This window comes from Bacillus sp. AFS015802 (assembly GCF_002561455.1).
Lineage (GTDB): Bacteria > Bacillota > Bacilli > Bacillales > Bacillaceae_B > Rossellomorea.
Map to the genome: position 1 here is coordinate 55,864 of NZ_NTUP01000008.1, position 20,555 is coordinate 76,418.

The window sequence follows — 20,555 nt, forward strand, 5'->3', positions numbered from 1 at the left end:
TTGAAATGTCATGATTAAAAAAATAGCAAAGTCATATGATTATTCGTTAATCGCTGTGTATGTTTTCCTTTGTTTATTTGGCCTTGTAATGATTTATAGTGCCAGTATGGTCATGGCCGTAGAACGTTTTGGCTGGGATAGCGACCATTTTTATAAAAGGCAGATGATCAATATCATCATCGGTTTCATTGCCTTTACGGCAGCGGCCTGGTTTCCTTATAAAGCCTTTCAAGTCGGTAAGATCATTAAGGGTCTTATGATTGTGATCATTGGTTTGTTACTTGCCGTACATATTTTCGGGTATGAAGTGAATAATGCGAAAAGCTGGATCAACCTGGGTTTCATGCCCATACAGCCTTCGGAATTTGCCAAGCTAGCCGTCATTATTTATCTTGGTTCTGTATACTCCAAGAAACAGGCATACATAGATGATTTTAATAAAGGTCTCGCACCGCCATTGCTGTTTCTTGGCTTTATTTGCTTTTTGGTATTTTTAGAACCGGATTTTGGTACGGCAGCCATCATTTTTGCCATCGGAGCCATCGTCATTTCCTGTTCCGGGATCAGTTATAAGACGTTTTTCAAGCTGGCTGGATTGGGAGTCGGTTTTTTGATCGTCCTCTCACCGGTCATCTACCTGGCAAGGGGCTTTATCTTCACAAAGGAAAGGCTCAGCAGGATCGAAGCCTATCTCTCCCCATTTAAATATGCCCAGGGGGAAGGGTATCATCTTGTGAACTCGTACCTGGCCATCGGATCCGGGGGAGTGAAAGGCCTTGGTTTAGGGCAGAGTGTCCAAAAACTTGGTTATTTACCGGAACCGCAGACTGATTTCATCATGGCGATCATTGCCGAAGAGTTAGGCGTTTTCGGGGTTAGCTTTGTCATCCTCGGACTTTCCTATATTGTACTCAGGGGGATTTATACCGGTGTGAAATGTCAGGACCCGTTCGGCACGATGCTCGCGATCGGAATCTCCTGTATGATCGGTATACAGGCTTTCATCAATCTTGGCGGTGTCTCAGGATTGATCCCGATTACAGGGGTTCCCCTCCCATTCATCAGCTACGGAGGATCATCCCTTTTAGTGCTATCTTTGTCGATGGGTGTCCTCGTAAATGTGTCGATGTTTGTAAAATATGAAGAAAAATATAAAAAAAAGAAGGAAAATGACTATCCTTCGGAGAATATGGATAATAGCAAAAAAATATATGGTGTAAAAATGTAGGTCACTTTGATAGAGTATCTAAAACTCTAAGTCTAGGGTCTGCCCCCTAAGATACTTCTTAATTATCTTTCGGGTCAGCCCTTTTTTCATAGACTGCATAATAGAAAATTCAAACATGAATAGCCTAAAGGAGAGAGAGTAGTGAAGAAAATCAAAAAAGTACTGGTAGCAAATCGCGGGGAAATTGCCATCCGTGTGTTCAGAGCGTGTACTGAACTGAATATTCGAACGGTTGCGATCTACAGCAAGGAAGATTCAGGTTCATATCATCGTTATAAGGCTGATGAAGCTTATTTGATAGGCGAAGGGAAAAAGCCTATTGATGCGTATTTAGATATAGAGGGGATCATCCGGATTGCAAAAAATGCCGATGTCGATGCCATCCACCCGGGATATGGCTTCCTGTCTGAAAACATTCATTTTGCAAGACGCTGTGAAGAAGAAGGAATCACTTTTGTAGGACCCCATTCAGAGCATTTGAATATGTTTGGTGACAAAGTAAAGGCACGTCACCAGGCACAGCTGGCGAATATTCCGGTCATTCCAGGCACAGATGGACCTGTAGAGACACTGGAAGAAGTCATCAGCTTTGGAAAAGACCATGGTTTCCCGATCATCATTAAGGCATCATTGGGTGGCGGGGGACGCGGGATGCGTATCGTCCGTAACCTTGAAAGCTTAAAAGAAGCTTATGAGCGGGCAAAATCGGAAGCGAAGGCAGCATTCGGAAATGATGAAATTTATGTAGAGAAATTTGTCGAAAATCCGAAGCACATCGAAGTACAGATCCTTGGGGACCATGACGGCAACATCGTTCACTTATATGAGCGTGATTGTTCCATCCAAAGGCGTCACCAAAAGGTAGTGGAAATAGCGCCATCCGTATCCTTGAGTGATCAGCTGAGGGAAGATATTTGTGAAGCCGCCGTCAGGTTGATGGATAACGTGAAGTATGTGAATGCCGGTACCGTCGAGTTCCTTGTAGCAAACAATCAGTTCTACTTCATCGAAGTGAATCCGCGGGTTCAAGTGGAACATACGATTACGGAAATGGTGACAGGTGTAGACATCGTTCAGTCGCAATTGATGATTGCAGAGGGTCATGCCCTTCATAGCGACAAGCTTGGGATCCCTGTTCAGGATGACATCAGGACAAATGGATTTGCGATCCAGTCCCGTGTTACCACGGAAGATCCATTGAATAACTTTATGCCTGATACCGGGAAAATCATGGCCTACCGGTCAGGTGGAGGATTCGGTGTCCGTCTGGACGCAGGTAATGGATTCCAGGGCGCGGTCATCACGCCTTATTACGATTCCCTTCTCGTAAAGCTTTCTACATGGGCTCTTACTTTTGAACAAGCTGCATCCAAAATGGTCAGAAATCTTCAAGAATTTAGAATACGGGGGATCAAGACGAATATCCCGTTTTTAGAAAATGTCGTGAAGCATGAGAATTTTATTACGGGTCAATACGATACATCATTCATCGATACGACTCCTGAACTGTTCATTTTCCCGAAAAGGAAAGACCGTGGAACGAAGATGCTTGCATATATCGGAAACGTAACCGTTAATGGATTCCCGGGGATCGAGAAGAAGAAAAAGCCTGTATTCTCAAAACCAAGGGTGCCGTCCCTTGATTTGAAGAAAGAGTTCCAACCAGGTACAAAACAAATCCTTGATCAGCATGGGGCAGAAGGTCTTGTGAACTGGGTGAAGGAACAGAACTCTGTACTGCTCACCGATACAACCTTTCGGGATGCCCATCAATCATTACTGGCTACACGTGTACGGACGAATGATCTTAAACAGATAGCGGAACCTACGTCACAACTGCTGCCGGATATGTTCTCCTATGAAATGTGGGGTGGAGCGACTTTCGATGTAGCCTACCGCTTCCTTAAGGAAGACCCGTGGAACCGATTATTGACTTTGAGAGAGAGGATTCCAAATGTATTATTCCAGATGCTCCTCAGGGCATCCAATGCGGTAGGGTATAAGAACTATCCAGATAATGTAATAAGGGAATTCGTCGAGAAATCAGCGTTTGCAGGTATCGACGTTTTCAGGATATTTGATAGCTTAAACTGGATCAAAGGGATGGAAGTAGCGATTGATGCCGTCAGACAAAGCGGGAAAATAGCAGAAGCAGCCATTTGTTACACCGGTGATATCGATGATCCGACCCGTACAAAATATAGTATCGATTACTATAAGAATATGGCAAAGGAGCTTGAAGCTAGCGGAGCACATATCCTGGCAATCAAAGATATGGCAGGACTCCTAAAGCCTCAGTCAGCCTACCGGTTGATTTCGGAACTGAAAGATACAGTCAGCCTCCCGATTCATCTTCATACACATGATACGAGCGGGAACGGAATCTACACATACGCAAGAGCCGTCGAAGCGGGAGTAGACATTGTCGATACAGCGCTGAGCACCATGTCCGGTCTGACATCTCAACCTAGTGCCAACACGTTATATTATGCGTTAAAAGGGACGGAAAGAGAACCGAATGTAAACATCGATTCACTGGAAACCCTCTCCCACTATTGGGAAGACGTCAGGAAATATTATACAGACTTTGAAAGTGGCATGATGTCACCACATTCTGAAGTGTACAAACATGAAATGCCAGGGGGACAATACAGTAATCTGCAGCAACAGGCAAAAGCTGTGGGACTCGGGCCTCGTTGGGAAGAAGTAAAAGACATGTATGCAAGGGTAAACCAACTCTTCGGGGACATCGTCAAAGTGACTCCTTCTTCTAAAGTCGTCGGTGACATGGCGCTGTTCATGGTTCAAAATGATTTGACAGAAGAAGATGTAATCGAAAAGGGTGAAAAGATTGATTTCCCTGATTCAGTGGTGGAATTATTCGAAGGACATCTGGGACAACCGCATGGCGGCTTCCCGAAAGAATTGCAGAACGTGATCCTGAAAGGGCGCACCCCGTTGACAGTGAGGCCGGGAGAGCTTCTGGATGATGTGGACTTCACAGCCCTCAAAGAAAAGCTCTTCGAGGATCTGCAGCGTCCCGTCACGAGCTTTGATGCCCTTGGATATGCCCTATATCCGAAAGTATTCATGGAATATGCACAAACAATGGACCAATTCGGAGATATTTCAGTTCTCGACACCCCGACATTCTTATTTGGGATGAGGCTGGGTGAAGAAATCGAAGTGGAAATTGAAACCGGGAAGACCCTCATTGTGAAGCTTGTTTCGATTGGCCAGGCTCAGGCTGATGGTACACGAATTGTTTATTTCGAGCTGAATGGCCAGGCGCGGGAAGTGGTCATTAAGGATGAGAGTATTAAATCTACAGTGGCAGCCAAGGTGAAGGCTGATGTGAAGAATGAAAATCACATCGGGGCTTCCATGCCTGGGACCGTTATAAGGGTTATTGCAGAAAAAGGAGAAACGGTTGAAAAGGGAGATCATCTAATGATAACGGAAGCCATGAAGATGGAAACGACCGTTCAGGCTCCGTTTGCAGGAGTGGTGAAAGATATCTACGTACAAAATGGTGATGCCATAAGCCCTGGAGATTTATTGATCGAAGTGAATAAAGCGTAATAAAAAGGATTCCGGGGACATTGACCCGGAATCCTTTTTTCTATTCCTTCCGCTTACTTCTTGAAGAGAGGAGGTTGAAGTAACATAATAATCCAAACAGACAAGCGATAATCAAAGCGTGCATTAAAGCAATCGCCAGATTCAATCTGGTGAACACGACGAGTGCACCGCTCATCACTTGGAGACAAACCAGGGTAAAGGCAATGATCCATCCCCAGTAAATCACTTTCTGGTGCTTATGCTCTTTTATGGCAATGTAAGTGATGTATGCAATCCATAAGAAAATGAAGCCGGCCGCTGCCCTGTGGCCCATTTGAATCCATTCGTACAGGTTTGTCGGAAGACTCGGCGAGGAATTGACGCATAAAGGCCAATCCTTACACACTAAGCTCGACTCCGTGTGTCTTACCAGAGCACCGGTATACACAACAAGATAACTGTATATCGTCACTCCGACCGTATGAAATCTCATCCGTTTGTTGATGACTAATGAGTTCGCATCAAATTTCTGATCCACCTCAAAAATCAAGAGTGTCAGTAATAATATAGAAGCAAAGGAAATAAGTGAAATACCGAAGTGCAGGGCAAGGACGAAATCAGATTGACCCCACAGAACAGCCGCTGCTCCGATGAGACCTTGCAATACAAGGAAAAAGAAAGAGAGTGCCGCAAGGAATTTCGTTTCGCGCTTATATCCAATCGCTCTCCATGACCATATCGATAATGCGAGGACCAATAGACCTACACCGCCGGATACGACACGGTGGGCTAATTCTATTACCAGCTCAAATGTTATATCAGTAGGTATTAACTGTCCGTTACAAAGGGGCCAAGATCGCCCGCAGCCCATGCCGGATTCTGTCTTCGTTACCAGTGCTCCGCCTAATAAAACAAATAACATACCCAATGTAGTTAAAACGGCAAGCCACTTTAATCCTTTGTGAACACCTTTATGCAATCTATTCACCTTCTTAATTAATAGACTCTACACACTTTCTATAAAATAAATATAGTAGAAAAATATATATGCCACTACGATAATACAGAAAAGGTCTGTAAAACTCAACCGATAAAATGTTACAGAATTATGAGCATTTATCTTAAGAGAATAGAGAATAGTAATAGTAGGGAAGGACTAATTTGCATAAAAACAAAATCTGTAAGCGCTTAGCTCTGATTTGTGGTATGATGGGATTAAAATGTTTGTAGAAATATGAAGAACCTTCTGCACCTTCCTTTCTTCACAATTTCTTCACATAATTGTCTAATTCTCCCCCAAAAAGGAAAAAATATATGGTTTAATATAATATTGATAGCATATATACTATTTCTTATCTGTGGATGAATTTACAGATGAATATAGAAATAGTTAATCATTTCCTATATAGTATAGAGGTGGCAGTAAACCTCTTGCTTTTTATAGAGAGGAGAGAGAAAATGTCTAACAGTCAAATAGTGACAGACGTTGAAAAAGCAGATGTGACAGCTTCAACTGCTTGGAAAGATTTTTTAGCACTCATCAAAATTGGAATCGTTAATTCTAATTTAATTACAACCTTTACGGGTATGTGGTTAGCTTTTTACTTTACGAATACACACTTTCTGAATTCCCTGGATATCATGTTTCTTACATTGATAGGCTCTTCCCTTATTATTGCGGGCTCCTGTTCGATCAATAATGTATATGATCGGGACATCGACCACTTGATGGAGAGAACGAAGGAACGACCTACCGTAACAGGTAAGATCAATGGACCAAAGGCATTGACCCTAGGGTTAATCATGATTGCGGTCGGTCTCATCATGTTATTCATGACGACGATCACGGCAGGTGTCATTGGGCTGATCGGGGTATTTAGTTACGTAGTATTATATACAATGTGGTCAAAGAGAAAATATGTCAGCAACACGATTGTAGGAAGTATTTCAGGTGCGGTCCCGCCATTAATCGGTTGGGCAGCCGTGGATGCTAACCTTGATGTCATCGCTTGGGTACTATTCCTTATGATGTTTATCTGGCAGCCGCCTCATTTCTACGCATTAGCGATGAAGAGAGTCGAAGAATACAGAGCTGCTAATATACCAATGCTCCCGGTAGTTAAAGGTTTCGCAACGACAAAGCACCATATCGTAGCGTGGGTTGCAGCACTGTTGCCGCTTCCATTCTTCTTGATGGATCTCGGCATGTTCTTCTTTATCCTGGCGACGGCCTTCAACATCGGCTGGCTCGCACTCGGACTTGCGGGTTACAAAATGAAAGACGATATTAAGTGGTCAAAGCTTATGTTTGTTTATTCATTGAATTACTTGACTATCTTGTTCGTAGCGATGGTCATCGTTACAGTGCTTTAAGATTAGTGGGAATTCTTTCTGATAAGAAATCCAAATAGATATTTTTATGGGTCCTTGTATTATTCAACAGTACATTACATGAAAGAGGGGTTTGATTAAGCTATGAAAGCAAGGCTATCAAAGTGGCGCTTATTCTCGATTGTAGCAATGTTAGCGCTAGTTCTTTCTGGCTGTGGAGAGCCATTTCTCTCCACACTGCAGCCAGCTGGTGAAGTAGCACAGACACAATATGATCTGATGATACTTGCTACATTAATTATGGTGTTGGTCATCATTGTCGTCATGGTCGTCTATATGGTTGCGATCATTCGTTTCCGTAGAAAGAAAGGGGATACAAAAATCCCTAAACAAGTAGAAGGTAGTCACACACTTGAAATCGTGTGGACAGTCATTCCTATCATCCTTCTTTTAATCCTGGCAGTGCCGACTGTAACCGCAACATTTCAGTTAGCCGATACCAAGGCTATGGATAAAAAAGATGCAGACGGAAATCGTGAAGCATTGGTTATAAATGTCCGTGCCAACCTTTACTGGTGGGAGTTCGAATATCCCGATGAAAAGATCATTACATCTCAAGATTTAGTTGTCCCTACCGATCAAAAGGTATATTTCAATGTGACGGCTTCAGATGTAAAACATTCATTCTGGATTCCTGCTGCAGGAGGTAAGATTGATACCAACGTAGATGGTGTGAATACATTCTTCCTTGAGTTCGACGGATATAAATCCGAAGAAGCAGGCGGAATATTCTACGGGAAATGTGCTGAGCTATGCGGTCCTTCCCATGCTCTAATGGACTTTAAAGTTAAAGCGCTTCCTCAAGAAGAATTCACAGCGTGGGTTGAAGATATGAAAAATGCAGGAGAACCGAAACCGGCTTCTGATTTAGCTCAACAAGGACAAGAAATCTTCAACAAAAAATGCTTAAGCTGTCACGCAGTATCACCACAGGATGGAAGACCAGAATCAGCCCGACTTGCTCCTAACTTAGCTAACTTCGGTGAGCGTTCACGTATCGCAGGGGTATTGGATCATAATAAAGAAGAATTGAAAAGTTGGATTTCTGATCCTGAGCAGTATAAACCGGGTAATAAAATGACAGGTACATACGGTAACCTGCAGGAAGATGAAATTGATGCACTTGCAGAGTATTTAATGGGCTTAAAGGTTCAAGATTAATTGGGGATTAGTAAAAGGGAGGTTTAATCGTGAGTAGCTATGCACAGAAAAAAGGCTTCGGCGCGACTGTATGGGACTATATGACAACAGTGGACCATAAAAAGATCGCCATCCTTTACCTAATGGCAGGAGGATTTTTCTTCCTCGTAGGAGGACTGGAAGCTCTTATCATTCGTATACAACTTGCTGTTCCTAACAATGATTTTGTTAGTGCGGGTTTATACAACGAATTATTAACCATGCACGGTACGACGATGATATTCTTGGCTGCCATGCCACTAATATTTGCATTTATGAATGCGGTTGTACCATTGCAGATCGGTGCTCGTGACGTTGCGTTTCCTTTCGTCAACTCATTAGGGTTCTGGTTATTCTTCTTAGGGGGAGTATTCCTGAATCTTTCATGGTTTATGGGAGGGGCTCCAGATGCAGGATGGACTTCATACGCATCTCTATCAATGGCATCACCTGGTCACGGAATCGACTTCTATGTATTAGGGTTACAGATAGCCGGTGCAGGTACGTTGATAGGTGGTATCAACTTCCTTGTTACCATTATCAATATGCGAGCTCCAGGAATGACATATATGCGTATGCCGTTGTTCACTTGGACAGTATTTGTGACATCTGCACTTATTCTTTTCGCATTTCCGGCATTAACAGTAGGACTCTTCCTAATGCTATTTGATCGTATGTTCGGAGCGAATTTCTTCGATGTAGCTAACGGAGGGAACACGATCATCTGGGAACACTTCTTCTGGATCTTCGGTCACCCTGAGGTATATATCCTTGTATTACCGGCATTCGGGATTTTCTCAGAGATTATTCCACACTTCTCTAGAAAACGCTTATTTGGTTACTCATCCATGGTATTTGCGACCGTATTGATCGGTTTCTTAGGCTTCATGGTTTGGGCTCACCATATGTTTACAGTCGGTTTAGGGCCGATAGCGAACGCAATCTTCGCGGTTGCAACAATGGCTATTGCCGTTCCTACAGGTATCAAGATCTTTAACTGGCTCCTTACTATGTGGGGAGGAAGCTTGCGATTTACGACTCCTATGCTTTATGCGGTAGCATTCATCCCTACTTTCGTAGCGGGTGGGGTAACGGGAATCATGCTGGCATCTGCCGCAGCAGACTACCAGTTCCATGATACGTATTTCGTTGTTGCTCACTTCCACTACGTTATCGTAGGTGGTGTAGTATTTGCCCTATTAGCTGGAACACACTATTACTGGCCTAAAATGTTTGGAACAATGTTGAATGATTTCTTAGGGAAAATCGCTTTCTGGTTATTCTTTATCGGATTCCATTTAACATTCTTCATCCAGCATTTCCTTGGACTTATGGGAATGCCGCGTCGTGTCTGGACGTTCTTGCCTGGTCAAGGATTCGAGACAGCTAACTTAATCAGTTCCATCGGTGCCGGTTTCATGGGTGTAGCCGTCATTGTATATGTGATCAATATCATCGCTACACAGGTTAAAGGTGTGAAAGTTTCCAATGACCCTTGGGGCGACGGTCGTACCATTGAATGGGCAATCCCGTCACCACCACCTTTCTATAACTTTAAGCAAACTCCGCTCATCCGTGGGTTGGACGCTTATTGGTTAGAGAAAATGGAAGGGAACAAAGGATTGACACCAGCCGAGCCTGTCGGGGATATCCATATGCCGAATAATTCCATTCTGCCTTTCTTTATTTCACTTGGACTATTCATTGCGGCATTTGGTGCCATGTATCACGTTGATGATAAGGCATGGGCATTACCTGTACTGATCATCGGTATGCTGATCACGCTGGGATCCATGTTCCTTCGTTCTGTTATAGATGATCATGGATATCATGTTCATAAGGAAGATTTATTGGATGACGATAAAGGGGGTAAGGCATAATGCACGCTGAAGAAAAATTCACGCCGAAGACCTGGCCGGCCTCCCCTGAAAAGGCTACCCTTGAGGGGAAAAATAAATTTATGGGATTCTGGTTTTTCCTTGGTGGAGAAACGGTTCTTTTCGGATCTCTTTTCGCAACGTACTTAGCTCTGAAAAACAGAGTACCTAGTGACAGTCATGCACTTACAACGGATCTTTTTGATTTACCGCTGTCGTTTTTAGCAACGATGCTTCTTTTAACAAGCTCACTGACAAGCGTTTACGCGATGTATCACATGAAAAACTATAATTTCCAACGTATGCAGGCCTGGTTATTAATCACCGTGCTTCTTGGTGCAGGTTTCCTTGGATTAGAAATTTACGAGTTTAATCATTACGTACATGAATACGGGCATACTTTTACTAGTAGTGCATTTGGCTCAGCCTTTTACACACTTGTAGGTTTCCACGGGGGACACGTTGCTTTCGGCCTTCTTTGGATCGTCAGCTTGATGCTTCGTAATGCTAAACGTGGATTGAATCTGTACAATGCTCCAAAGTTCTACTTGGCTTCTCTATACTGGCACTTTATCGACGTTGTATGGGTATTTATCTTTACAGTAGTATACTTAATGGGAATGGTGGGATAAACTGATGGCGAATCAACAATCAAATTCAGGTAACCCAAGTGTAGATTACGAATATCGTCGTAAGAAGAATGCAGAAGACATGAGAATGCAGTTAACATCCTTCATGTTAATGATTTTCTTGACATTAGTGGCGTTCATTGCAGTGGCAGGAGATTTCGATAAGTACTTCATTGTACCGTTCATTCTCTTACTTGCAGTCGTTCAACTGATTTTTCAACTTTATTACTTCATGCACATGAGTCATAAAGGTCATGAAGCACCTTCGTTGTTCCTGTATTCTGGTGCACTTGTTGCATTTATCACGGTGCTAACATTTTTAACAATTGTATGGATTTAATGAAAAAGTCAGCCATATGGCTGGCTTTTTTGTGTGAATAAAAGGATGGCGCGTTCAAGCCGCTTCCGCTTTCGTTGTCCAGCTCCGGGGCTTAGAGGCTCGAGGTCATAAGTCAAACCTGCCAAAAAGGCAAAGGACGCCTTTCCAGCAGGTTCGCCTTATGCTTGTCGGGCATGTTCAAGCCGCTTCCGCTTTTCTAATTGTTCAAGAACTTGTCATGACCTCGCATTGAAGTGGGGGTGGGTTGTCAGTATAATGGTGGTAGGTGTTAATTGTGAAATGAGGTGAGAAGATGCCTTTGGGTATTTTTGGTTTTATGGCGTTATGGAGCCCGTTTTTTCTCATGACGTTGGTGTTTATGACTGTACTCTATTTTTTGATCACGATAAAGTGGAGGGGCAGTTTTAAAGATAACAGGAAACTGACTGGCAAAGAAGCAGCATTTTTTATTGTATCAATGGTACTGCTTTACGCCATCAAGGGATCGCCTGTCGAAGTTCTCGGTGGGATATTGTTTTCTGCACACATGATGCAGATGGCATTTTTATATCTCGTCTTCACTCCGTTATTGATCCTGGGGATACCGGATTGGGTTTGGAAAGCAACAGTTAAGCTGCCGGTCATCAAACAGATTTTTAACTTTATGACAAAGCCGCTGATCTCCCTATTGTCTTTCAATATCGTTTTTTCGATTTATCATATCCCGTTGGTGTTTGACAATGTTCGTACCGATGTCACACTACACGGATTGACCACCTTCATATTATTCTTCCTTGCAGTATTTATGTGGTGGCCACTGATCAACCCAGTGGATGAAGATATTGAATTGAGTGGATTAAAACGAATTGGATATATACTGGGAAGTGCCGTGTTATTGACCCCGGCATGCGGTTTGATCATCTTCGCCGAACACCCGATGTATGCAACCTATTATGATCCAAATGAGTGGCTCAAATCGTTATCTCTTTGTGTTCCTGTTGATACACTTGAAGGTTTGACGCTGACCGGGCCGGAATTATTCACTTCTATGTCCACACTTAACGATCAACAGCTCGGCGGGGTCCTGATGAAGATCGTACAGGAAATTGTGTTTGGTGTTGTCCTTTTCAATTTGTTCTTCCAGTGGTATAGGAAGGACCAGGAGCAGCAAGAGAAGCTCTCCTATGATCCAATGTCAGAGTCGACTCTGCCTGAGCAATAAAAAGGATACGGGGATATCGTCGAATGCCGTTATTCCTGTATGTACATAGTTTTCATTTAATCTGATCCTGTAGCAGAAAGGTTTTATGTCAACAGTCAAAAACACTTGATAGAATTTTTTAGAAAAGAGAGGAAACGAGATGGATTTACCTATTTTACCTACCATTAGCACGAGCTTTATCGTGTTGAGTGCTGTCACTGTTGCGATAGGATGGTGGCAGATTAAACAGAGGAAGATCGAACAGCATCAGAAAACGATGACACTTGCGGGAATCTTTGCCCTTATCTTTTTCGTTATCTATTTAAGCAGGACGATCTTTGTCGGGAACACCTCATTCGGTGGGCCCGATGACATCAAGGTTTATTATACGATTTTCCTGGTCTTTCATATCACTTTAGCTACAACAGGTGCCGTATTTGGCATTTTAAGCCTCTGGACAGGTTATAAAGACCAACTGAAGAGGCACCGCAAGCTTGGGCCGATAACGAGCTTTATATGGTTTTTCACGGCCATCACAGGCGTTGCAGTCTATCTGCTTCTTTACGTTTTCTATAAGGGTGGAGAAACGACATCCGTCATCAGGGCCATCCTGGGCTATTAAACAAAAAACCATTATGTGTATTCACACATAATGGTTTTTTGTTTTTGAAGAAGGAGTTTAAAAAAAGGCCAAATCCCCAACGAGTGGGATTTGGCCTTTTACAGTTTGAAATTGGTTTTTATGATACCCGCTTCTTTTGCTGAGTTAAACACAATGAGTAAGAGTGGACCGATGATGAATCCTAATACGCCAAAAAGCTTCAGGCCGAGGTACATGGCAATCAGTGTAGCAAGGGGAGACAATCCGATATGGCTACCCATCACTTTTGGTTCAACGGTTCTTCTGATGATCAACAGTATGGCGGCCAATACGGCTAATTGGGTTCCCAGGGCGATATTTCCGGCCAACAGATGGAAGATGGCCCAAGGAGCCAGAACTACTATGGACCCGATCAGTGGAATGAAATCAATCACCCAAATGATGATCGACATCACAATTGCCACCTCGGGAGCTATGAAAAGAAGTCCGATCAAGGAAACGATAAAAATAATGATACTGACCAGAAATTGCGCTTTAAAGAATCCAAAAATGACATAGGTGAGCCTTGACGTCATGAAGGTAACCTTTTCCGCTGTTTTTTCTGTCAGGTGACCGTAAATGGATTTCTTGATTCGGGGTAAATCCAGCATGAAAAGAAATAGAGCGATCAAGTAAACTAGAAAGCTTACCAGATAATTTGGGATATAAGATAAAAAAAGGCTTATTCTTTCAATGTTGAATGAATTAAGGATCTTTGTTTTCCCGCTGTTTAAAAAGCTCTGAACGTCTTCGCTGAAGCTCTTCACCAGTTCATCGGGAAGGTCCTCGGTTGCATTCAGCAATCGGTCTTCATAATCCAGCCAGATATCGCTTAACTGATTAACGTATTTTGGAGCATCTTCGATAAGCTTAATTCCTTCACCAACCACTTTAGTGGTGACGAAAAACGAGGAGACGCTAATAAGTAGTAAAAACAAAATAAAAACGGAAAGAACCGCGAATCTGCGTTTTGTTGAAAAGCGTTTTTGAATAAAACCTACGGCAGGTTCCAGAAAAAGAGCGGTGATGATCGCAGTGATCAAGGTGACGGAAACAGGCAGGATAAAAAATGCGATTAATGCTATCAGTAAGATGATCATCGAGATCATTAATACTTTTTTAGTGAAAAACTTGGACAATTGTGTACCCCTTTCTAACAGGAACCTCTTACTATTATTATATTAGAGTCAGAGAAGAATGAACAGTGGGAAGAAAGTGAAATTTTGAAGGTTTTGTATCCATTTATTCATGGCATATAGTGCTTGGAGGAGCATAGAGAAAAGACTGTCTGTAAGACAGACAGTCTTTTTTTAAAAGGAGTGCATTACCATGCAAAGTTGGTTGCGTCTTTCTTAACATCCGCCAATACCTTTTCACAAGAAGTGATAAGGTGTTTAGGGAATTCTTCACCTTCACCATACTCCACACCATGGGGGTAATAATGTTTCCCGAGCAGCGGGGTCATCAATTGGATGACGGCGTCGTGCTTACCGATGTCTCCTTCGACGGCAAGACCCTGGATCCGTAGATAGAAAATGCCTTCTCTGATTTCGAATTTACGGTCATAGGTCACCCGCTCGTAATCCCATTGGCCTGCACGGACCAGTCCATGAGATTCCATGATTTCGTCCAAACGGTTTAAATCGACTTTTAAGCTTTCAAATTCAGTTGCTTCAAAACGCATAATATTTTCCTCCTATATTGGCTTGCATGAGGACATCCGAGGTTCCGTCACCCCCATGCTGTCCGTATGGTAGAAGCATTCATATCGGTGTATGTACATGATACTAAATGCGGTAATTCTCATTCTTAATAATAGTGGAAAAAACTATATCTTGCAATGTCTTGAATCGTTTGAATTAGGCGATTTTTTTAAAAGGTGAATATCATTTATGAGAAAGCTGAAAAATAGAAGAGAAATGCTCATTGCAGGAGGAGGATCAAGATGACCAATCTTAAGGATATTATGACCAAGGATGTTGAGACATGTTCACTATTAGACAATGTCTATGAGGTCGCACTTAAAATGAAAGAACATAATATTGGATCTATCCCCATTGTGGATGGAGACAAAATCGTGGGAGTCATGACAGACAGGGACATTGTCCTACGCTGTATCGCTGAAAAGCATCCGGCTTCCTCAAAGGTTGAGGATATTATGAGTAAGCACCTAATTACCGCTACACCTGAAACTTCGGCTGAGGAAGCTGCCCATATCATGGCTGAAAATCAGATCAGGAGGCTTCCCATCGTAGAAGGTGAGCATTTGGTAGGTATGATTTCCTTAGGAGATCTTGCAATCAGGGAATCGTTGGGTAAGCAGGCTTATGTGGCACTGGAGAATATCTCGGAATCCAACTTCAGGAATAAACCATTTTAATCATTAAGGGATGATCATCTGATAAGACATGATCATCCCCTTTTTTGTAGGGATGATGAGTGTGGGAGAGTGCGTCAGTTTTAGAACGAAGGAAAATATGCTATCCTTTAGTATATACATAATTTTTAGAATCAATTTAGTGGTATAATATATCTAGAAACGGTGGTAAATTCTTCACCTGAGGAAGTAGAGAGGAGGGAAAATTCTGAGAACGGTTTTGCGTATTTTGATCATCCTTGTCATTATTTTAATTATTGGTATTTATCAAGGTCAAAAGCAGGAAAACGAACCTTTAAAAGGCCCAGAAACCCAAACTCTTAAGGAAAACAAAGATAACCAATTGAATCAAACAATCGAAACACCCGGGGAAAGACCAACTTCCGGTTTATCCACATGGATAGGAAAAGACACGAAAAAGGTAAAGGAAGCTTTTGGAGAACCCAAAAGAGTCGAACCAAGTTCCTATGGTTATGAATGGTGGGTCTACCCGATTTCGAATAAACAATACATACAAATGGGCGTTATGAATCAAAAAGTGGTCACCCTCTATGCAATAGGGAATCAAGTGGATGTGGCCCCTTATAAGCTTGGTCAACGCTTGGAGGACATATATCGGTTTACCATAGTCGATTCCGAAATTGTAGTAAACGACGATACAGGCTCCTATCAATTTGAATTGAACGAAGAAGATTTAAATACCCGTCTCTTAGTACCACTCGGAAAAATCTATGCTCAGCTTTATCTGGATAAATTCTCAGGCAGGCTGACGAGCATCCGCTTTCTGGATGGACCGACACTGATCGAAATGCATCCATATGAAATGATGTATCGAGGTGAATTGGCTGAGGAAGTGGAGCCGAGTGAAGATGAGTGGGATAAGGTGAACACTGCCAGTGAACAACAGATATTTGACATTACAAATGTCATCAGACATCAGTTCGATGAAGGCACTCTCGAGTGGGATGAGGAAACGGCCCAGGTAGCGAGAGGACACAGTAAAGAAATGTATGAAGAGGATTACTTCTCCCATGACTCACCCACCCTTGGGGATCTGTCTCAACGTCTCGATCAGGAAGGTGTACGGTTTAAGACAGCGGGGGAAAACATTGCATCTCAGTATACGGATGCCCCCGAAGCCGTGCATGGCTGGCTCAATTCGGACGGCCACCGTAAGATTCTTTTGGAGCAGAATTTTACGCATCTTGGCGTAGGGGTATACAAACGATTCTATACCCAGAATTTCATTGAGAAAATGGAAGTTGAAGAATAATAAAGGCGGATCCCCAGAGACAATCTGTGGAATCCGCCTATTTGTTCATTGCTTCTTTTTGAATATAAAAAAGGAACCTGTAGAGTGTGCCACGATCTTACCTTCGGAACTTACAACCTTTCCGTCCACTACAATCGTCTTGCTTCCGTGGTGAACGACTGTCGCATGAGCAGTTAGGCGTTCACCCACACCGGGTGCCAGATAATGAACATTTAAATTTGTCGTTACAGCTCCGTATCCTTCGGGAAGCATCATATTCGCCAAGGTTCCCATTGCTGTATCCACGAGGGTAGCCGTTACACCCCCGTGCACGATCTCCAGGGAATTATGGGTAACGGGAGTAATCGGAAGGCTCACAGTGAAGTTTCCGTCCTCCATTTCCCCGTCCATACCGAAAATCCCGCCAATAATCGATTCATTTTTTCTTTTTTTCTTACGCTGTATTCCTTCGAGCAACTGTTTCACAATCAGGAGGTCGTCATCAGTAGCTCCTGCCAAACATTCATTGAATAATTTTTGTACCTGTTCTTTCATTCTCATACATCCTTTTTTAGTATTCATGGCCTTCTACAACCTGTTGGGTAAACGGTTGCGCCAATATACATGTAAATATTACTACAAAAAGGAATGTATCACCATTCTTTTCATTTCTTCATAAAGTGTAATAGGTAGATGCCTGTAATGGAGGTGTTCATAAAATGGGAAAATCATTGCATCCTAAAGTCAAAGAATTTAAAGGGTTTGTGAAAAAACACCCGAAAATCGTTAAAGAGGTCCGGAATGGCGATGCCAATTGGCAAGATCTCTTTGAAGACTGGTATTTGCTTGGGGAAGATGACACCAGATGGGATAAGTACAAAGACGAAGCAGCAAAAGAAAAGCCCTCAACGAATACGGAAAGCAAGGGGGGATGGATGGATCAAGTGGGAGAAATGGTGAAGAAAATGGACGCAAATCAGTTGCAGCAGCATATTAACAGCTTAAGTGAAGCACTTGGGGCCGTCCAGGGAGTACTCAGCCAGTTTCAATCCGGAAACGCCAGGGGATCAGGGACCGCGACCAAGACGGAAGCTCCAGCCAAACCTTCCCATCCCTTCTCTTTCCGAAAAGATTAGGGGGTAGACATATTGAGACCAGACATTATTGAATATATTTATGCTAAAGAAGATTTGAAGTTATTCCTGAGGGATCAACCCCAGTGGTACCGTACCCTTTCCAGGAATCCCAACGAATTGGAAAAATTCGAGATTGCATCCATTAATCATTTTCAGAAAACCATCCCCCATCGGGTGCAGAAATTCTCCAATGGAGTCCAAATGGCTTCCATGATGATCAGTATGTTCCAATCCATGAATAGTGCCGATAATTAAGGTGCTATTTTTTTTGCAATCAGCACACACTCACTCCATTCATTATTTTGAGTAGAAATTGCTTTGGTTGGGCAACGCTATAGGTAAGGAGTGGTGTAGACGATGAAAAAAATGATGCTGTTAACCATTGGTTCACTGATTTTATTAAGCGGCTGCAAAGAAAAGATGCCTGAACCGGAAAGCTTTACGTTCACTAAAAAAGTGGAAGCTGCCAATTCGGGGCAACAAGCGCTTTCCATTAAACATATGGTTCAAGGCAGTCAAGTGTATATAGAGTGCATCGTGCCTGGTGTTACCTTTACTTCAGAAAAAAAGGGAGCTAAAAAGGGGAAAATTGTCGTTCGATCAGGGACAGGGAATTTGTATAAGGAATATCATACGGCCGCTTTCGTTGTAAAAGGATTGCCCAAAGGTGTCCACCTTCTGGACGTCGAAATCGTAGGGAAGAATAACAAGTCACTGGGGATGAAAAAACAATTTTATGTAACGATTCAATAATCCCAGGTATAGGTATACCGTCCGCGAACATTTGCGGCGGTATTTTTTTGTTTGCAATTCAAGTCATAAGTGGATGAATCAGAAAATTACCGTCTGCCTATTCGCTTCCTTCTGTGAAACATGTTAAAATATCGTTACGGAGGTGGGCACTATGCTTGCTACTATAGAAAGAATGGAAATATTGGATTCAGCTGACGAATTATCTCAGTGGATTTTAGAATCCGATGTGGCAGAAAATTATCGTAAGTCTTTATATAAACTTCGCAATAACTCTGAAACTCAACGAAAGGTACAAACCTTTTCCCGAATGAAAGAGAGTTACGAAGAAGTACAGCGCTTCGGCCGGTATCATCCGGACTACAAAACCATCATGAAAGAAATCCGCGAAGTAAAGAGAGAAATGGATCTTGATGAGAATGTGGCAGAATTCCGCAGAGCCGAAAACGAGCTGCAGGATCTCCTTGATCAGGTGAGCCTGTTGATTGGTCATTCAGTTTCTAAAAATGTAAAGGTTCCTTCAGGGAATCCATTCTTCTCAAGCGGAGGATCATGCGGGGGAGGCTGTGGTTCAGGTGGAAGTTGCGGTTGTTCAGCGTGAATCATACGAAAGAAGAGCGGATGTCCCGCTCTTCTTTTTTTGAATGGAGCAAAACCTACTGTTTTAGGCGGACACAATCCACACAGAGGTTGCCGCAGCAAAACATTTTTTCCTGGGGGACATAGAACCGGTGGCGATAAACGTATAGAGATCCTTCTTCTCTGAAAAAAATGGTATCAGAGTGCAGTCTCTTTCCCCGCATCGCCTTAGCCGACCATTTCTTAATGAAGTACTCGATCTCATTTTTCTCTTTCACGGAGCGAATATAGATGAAGGGAATACCTGCGCTCCATTTGACATATGCTTCTTCGATCCCTTCCTCCCCCATTAGGTGTTCGATGAAATAGTCCCAAATCACGTTTAAATCCATGGAGGCCCTCCGTTCTCTATTTTAGTATATAGTATTCACTATACGCTCTATTTAAAAGTTTTCGTATTGCTTCCGCCCACAAGATTATGCTAGACTTAAAAAAAAGTGATTCCTAGAGGGGAAACTATATGCTAACAGAAAGACAAGGTTTAGTTGTTTGGTTACATAGTTTGAAGCATGCCAAGTCCCTTAGACGATTTGGGAATGTCCACTATGTATCGAAGAAAATGAAATATGTTGTGTTATATTGTAATCAGGATGAAATTGACTCTGTGATGGATAGAATCTCTACATATTCTTATGTGAAAAGAGTAGATCCTTCCTTTAAACCCTTCATTAAGTCCGTTTTTGAAAATTCCCGACCGGATAAAGCGAAGGAATATGATTACAAGATGGGATTTTAAAGATGGCTGCCAAATAATGTTATTTTGGCAGCTTTTTTCATTGGAATGAATATCACACCCTGGCCGGGGGCGATTATTGTAAAGGCAGTATGTAATGATTTAACCGCAATATCGCAATCAGGTGCTGATAATACAGGGCATTTTCGGGAAATAGGGTGGAGGGCTTTACATCCATCTGGATGATGGCTTTGTCAAGCTTACCGGCCGTTTCCTCAAATAATGAGTAGCGCTGGTTTGGTGTGATATTCGGGTTTGGAATTCCCTCTCTGCACACATAGATGGCTTGGAATTTCCCTTGTTCTGTCGGTTTCATCACTAGAGCCAAAGAGGTTACAGCGCGATCTTTCACGATCGTATGGAATGCCATCATATGCTGTAAACGTTCTTTATTGGCTGTTGCAAGCTCCATAAGTTCATAAATATCAGAATATCCTTCTCCTAATTCAATAAATCGTTGAATCATTGTTTTATTCCCCTTTTCCTACCGAGTTAATCAATTCCTTATTATTTCAAACATCCACCCATAAGTAAAGATTCTAAAATACCTCACATGGATTATTGGATCATATGATTATGCCTTTTGTGGAAATATTGGTCATTTCACAAAAATGTGCCACTATTCTCCTTTTACTTCTGCTAT

At 42.5% G+C, this 20,555-nt stretch carries 22 protein-coding genes; 16 read left to right on the forward strand and 6 right to left on the reverse strand.

Translation table 11 applies throughout. From position 1 onward, the window contains the following. The first annotated feature begins 10 nt into the window (after positions 1-10). The gene (locus CN378_RS05365) at positions 11-1,228 is read left to right on the forward strand and encodes an FtsW/RodA/SpoVE family cell cycle protein (protein ID WP_098350899.1); all 1,218 of its coding nucleotides are present in this window, start codon (positions 11-13) and stop codon (positions 1,226-1,228) included. Positions 1,229-1,369: 141 nt separating this feature from the next. Continuing rightward, positions 1,370-4,810 (forward strand): pyruvate carboxylase, encoded by a 3,441-nt coding sequence (gene pyc / locus CN378_RS05370; RefSeq protein ID WP_098350900.1) that lies wholly within the window; start codon positions 1,370-1,372, stop codon positions 4,808-4,810. 40 nt (positions 4,811-4,850) lie between these two features. Here the strand turns inward: pyc and CN378_RS05375 are convergent, their stop codons facing one another. Next, the gene (locus tag CN378_RS05375; protein WP_483295053.1) at positions 4,851-5,768 is read right to left on the reverse strand and encodes a COX15/CtaA family protein; all 918 of its coding nucleotides are present in this window, start codon (positions 5,766-5,768) and stop codon (positions 4,851-4,853) included. Positions 5,769-6,247: 479 nt separating this feature from the next. Between CN378_RS05375 and cyoE the strand changes: the two genes are divergently transcribed. From cyoE to CN378_RS05410, 7 genes are all read left to right on the forward strand, one after another. Then, positions 6,248-7,162 (forward strand): heme o synthase, encoded by a 915-nt coding sequence (gene cyoE, locus CN378_RS05380; protein ID WP_098350901.1) that lies wholly within the window; start codon positions 6,248-6,250, stop codon positions 7,160-7,162. A 102-nt stretch (positions 7,163-7,264) separates the two neighbouring features. Continuing rightward, positions 7,265-8,341: a cytochrome c oxidase subunit II gene (gene coxB, locus CN378_RS05385; protein WP_098350902.1), complete on the forward strand. Its 1,077-nt coding sequence runs from the start codon at positions 7,265-7,267 to the stop codon at positions 8,339-8,341. Between the two features lie 80 nt (positions 8,342-8,421). Further along, positions 8,422-10,239: a cytochrome c oxidase subunit I gene (gene ctaD / locus CN378_RS05390; RefSeq protein ID WP_483295054.1), complete on the forward strand. Its 1,818-nt coding sequence runs from the start codon at positions 8,422-8,424 to the stop codon at positions 10,237-10,239. Further along, the gene (locus CN378_RS05395; protein WP_034755953.1) at positions 10,239-10,868 is read left to right on the forward strand and encodes a cytochrome (ubi)quinol oxidase subunit III; all 630 of its coding nucleotides are present in this window, start codon (positions 10,239-10,241) and stop codon (positions 10,866-10,868) included. Before ctaD ends, CN378_RS05395 begins: the two co-directional genes overlap by 1 nt. Before the next feature lie 4 nt (positions 10,869-10,872). Further along, entirely contained in the window at positions 10,873-11,205 is a 333-nt protein-coding gene (gene ctaF / locus CN378_RS05400; RefSeq protein ID WP_098350904.1) for a cytochrome c oxidase subunit IVB, read from the forward strand. A gap of 292 nt (positions 11,206-11,497) precedes the next feature. Then, complete coding sequence (gene ctaG / locus CN378_RS05405; protein WP_098350905.1) at positions 11,498-12,406, forward strand: cytochrome c oxidase assembly factor CtaG; 909 nt, start codon at positions 11,498-11,500, stop codon at positions 12,404-12,406. A 139-nt stretch (positions 12,407-12,545) separates the two neighbouring features. Then, a complete protein-coding gene (locus tag CN378_RS05410) occupies positions 12,546-13,007 on the forward strand; it encodes a DUF420 domain-containing protein (RefSeq protein ID WP_098350906.1) in 462 nt (153 codons plus the stop codon). A gap of 98 nt (positions 13,008-13,105) precedes the next feature. Here CN378_RS05410 and ytvI read toward each other — a convergent pair whose 3' ends face one another. Together ytvI and CN378_RS05420 are read right to left on the reverse strand one after the other, a co-directional pair. Next, positions 13,106-14,164, reverse strand: coding sequence for a sporulation integral membrane protein YtvI (gene ytvI, locus CN378_RS05415; RefSeq protein WP_098350907.1), 1,059 nt, complete (start codon positions 14,162-14,164; stop codon positions 13,106-13,108). 185 nt (positions 14,165-14,349) lie between these two features. Continuing rightward, positions 14,350-14,709, reverse strand: a complete 360-nt coding sequence (locus CN378_RS05420; RefSeq protein WP_098350908.1) for a YugN family protein — start codon at positions 14,707-14,709, stop codon at positions 14,350-14,352. Between the two features lie 261 nt (positions 14,710-14,970). Between CN378_RS05420 and CN378_RS05425 the strand changes: the two genes are divergently transcribed. Beyond that, on the forward strand, positions 14,971-15,405 hold the full coding sequence (locus CN378_RS05425; protein WP_098350909.1) for a CBS domain-containing protein: 435 nt from the start codon (positions 14,971-14,973) through the stop codon (positions 15,403-15,405). Positions 15,406-15,622: 217 nt separating this feature from the next. After that, complete coding sequence (locus CN378_RS05430) at positions 15,623-16,675, forward strand: CAP domain-containing protein (protein ID WP_257141022.1); 1,053 nt, start codon at positions 15,623-15,625, stop codon at positions 16,673-16,675. A 45-nt stretch (positions 16,676-16,720) separates the two neighbouring features. Here the strand turns inward: CN378_RS05430 and CN378_RS05435 are convergent, their stop codons facing one another. Then, positions 16,721-17,209, reverse strand: a complete 489-nt coding sequence (locus CN378_RS05435; RefSeq protein ID WP_098350911.1) for a PaaI family thioesterase — start codon at positions 17,207-17,209, stop codon at positions 16,721-16,723. A 164-nt stretch (positions 17,210-17,373) separates the two neighbouring features. Between CN378_RS05435 and CN378_RS05440 the strand changes: the two genes are divergently transcribed. The 4 genes from CN378_RS05440 (at position 17,374) to CN378_RS05455 (ending at position 19,141) form a co-directional block, all read left to right on the forward strand. After that, entirely contained in the window at positions 17,374-17,790 is a 417-nt protein-coding gene (locus tag CN378_RS05440; RefSeq protein ID WP_098350912.1) for a YlbD family protein, read from the forward strand. A gap of 12 nt (positions 17,791-17,802) precedes the next feature. After that, entirely contained in the window at positions 17,803-18,045 is a 243-nt protein-coding gene (locus tag CN378_RS05445; protein WP_098350913.1) for a YlbE-like family protein, read from the forward strand. A gap of 102 nt (positions 18,046-18,147) precedes the next feature. Beyond that, positions 18,148-18,543, forward strand: a complete 396-nt coding sequence (locus CN378_RS05450) for a hypothetical protein (RefSeq protein ID WP_098350914.1) — start codon at positions 18,148-18,150, stop codon at positions 18,541-18,543. A gap of 151 nt (positions 18,544-18,694) precedes the next feature. Continuing rightward, positions 18,695-19,141 carry a YlbF/YmcA family competence regulator gene (locus CN378_RS05455; protein ID WP_098350915.1) on the forward strand — a complete coding sequence of 149 codons (447 nt, stop codon included), beginning with the start codon at positions 18,695-18,697 and terminating at the stop codon, positions 19,139-19,141. A 55-nt stretch (positions 19,142-19,196) separates the two neighbouring features. Here CN378_RS05455 and CN378_RS05460 read toward each other — a convergent pair whose 3' ends face one another. Continuing rightward, positions 19,197-19,511, reverse strand: a complete 315-nt coding sequence (locus tag CN378_RS05460; RefSeq protein WP_098350916.1) for a hypothetical protein — start codon at positions 19,509-19,511, stop codon at positions 19,197-19,199. 128 nt (positions 19,512-19,639) lie between these two features. On the opposite strand from CN378_RS05460, the gene CN378_RS05465 reads away from it, so the two are divergent. Continuing rightward, entirely contained in the window at positions 19,640-19,915 is a 276-nt protein-coding gene (locus tag CN378_RS05465) for a YlbG family protein (RefSeq protein ID WP_098350917.1), read from the forward strand. A gap of 73 nt (positions 19,916-19,988) precedes the next feature. On the opposite strand, the gene CN378_RS05470 is transcribed toward CN378_RS05465, so the two are convergent. After that, a complete protein-coding gene (locus CN378_RS05470; protein WP_098350918.1) occupies positions 19,989-20,378 on the reverse strand; it encodes a DUF7147 family protein in 390 nt (129 codons plus the stop codon). Positions 20,379-20,555: the final 177 nt, after the last annotated feature.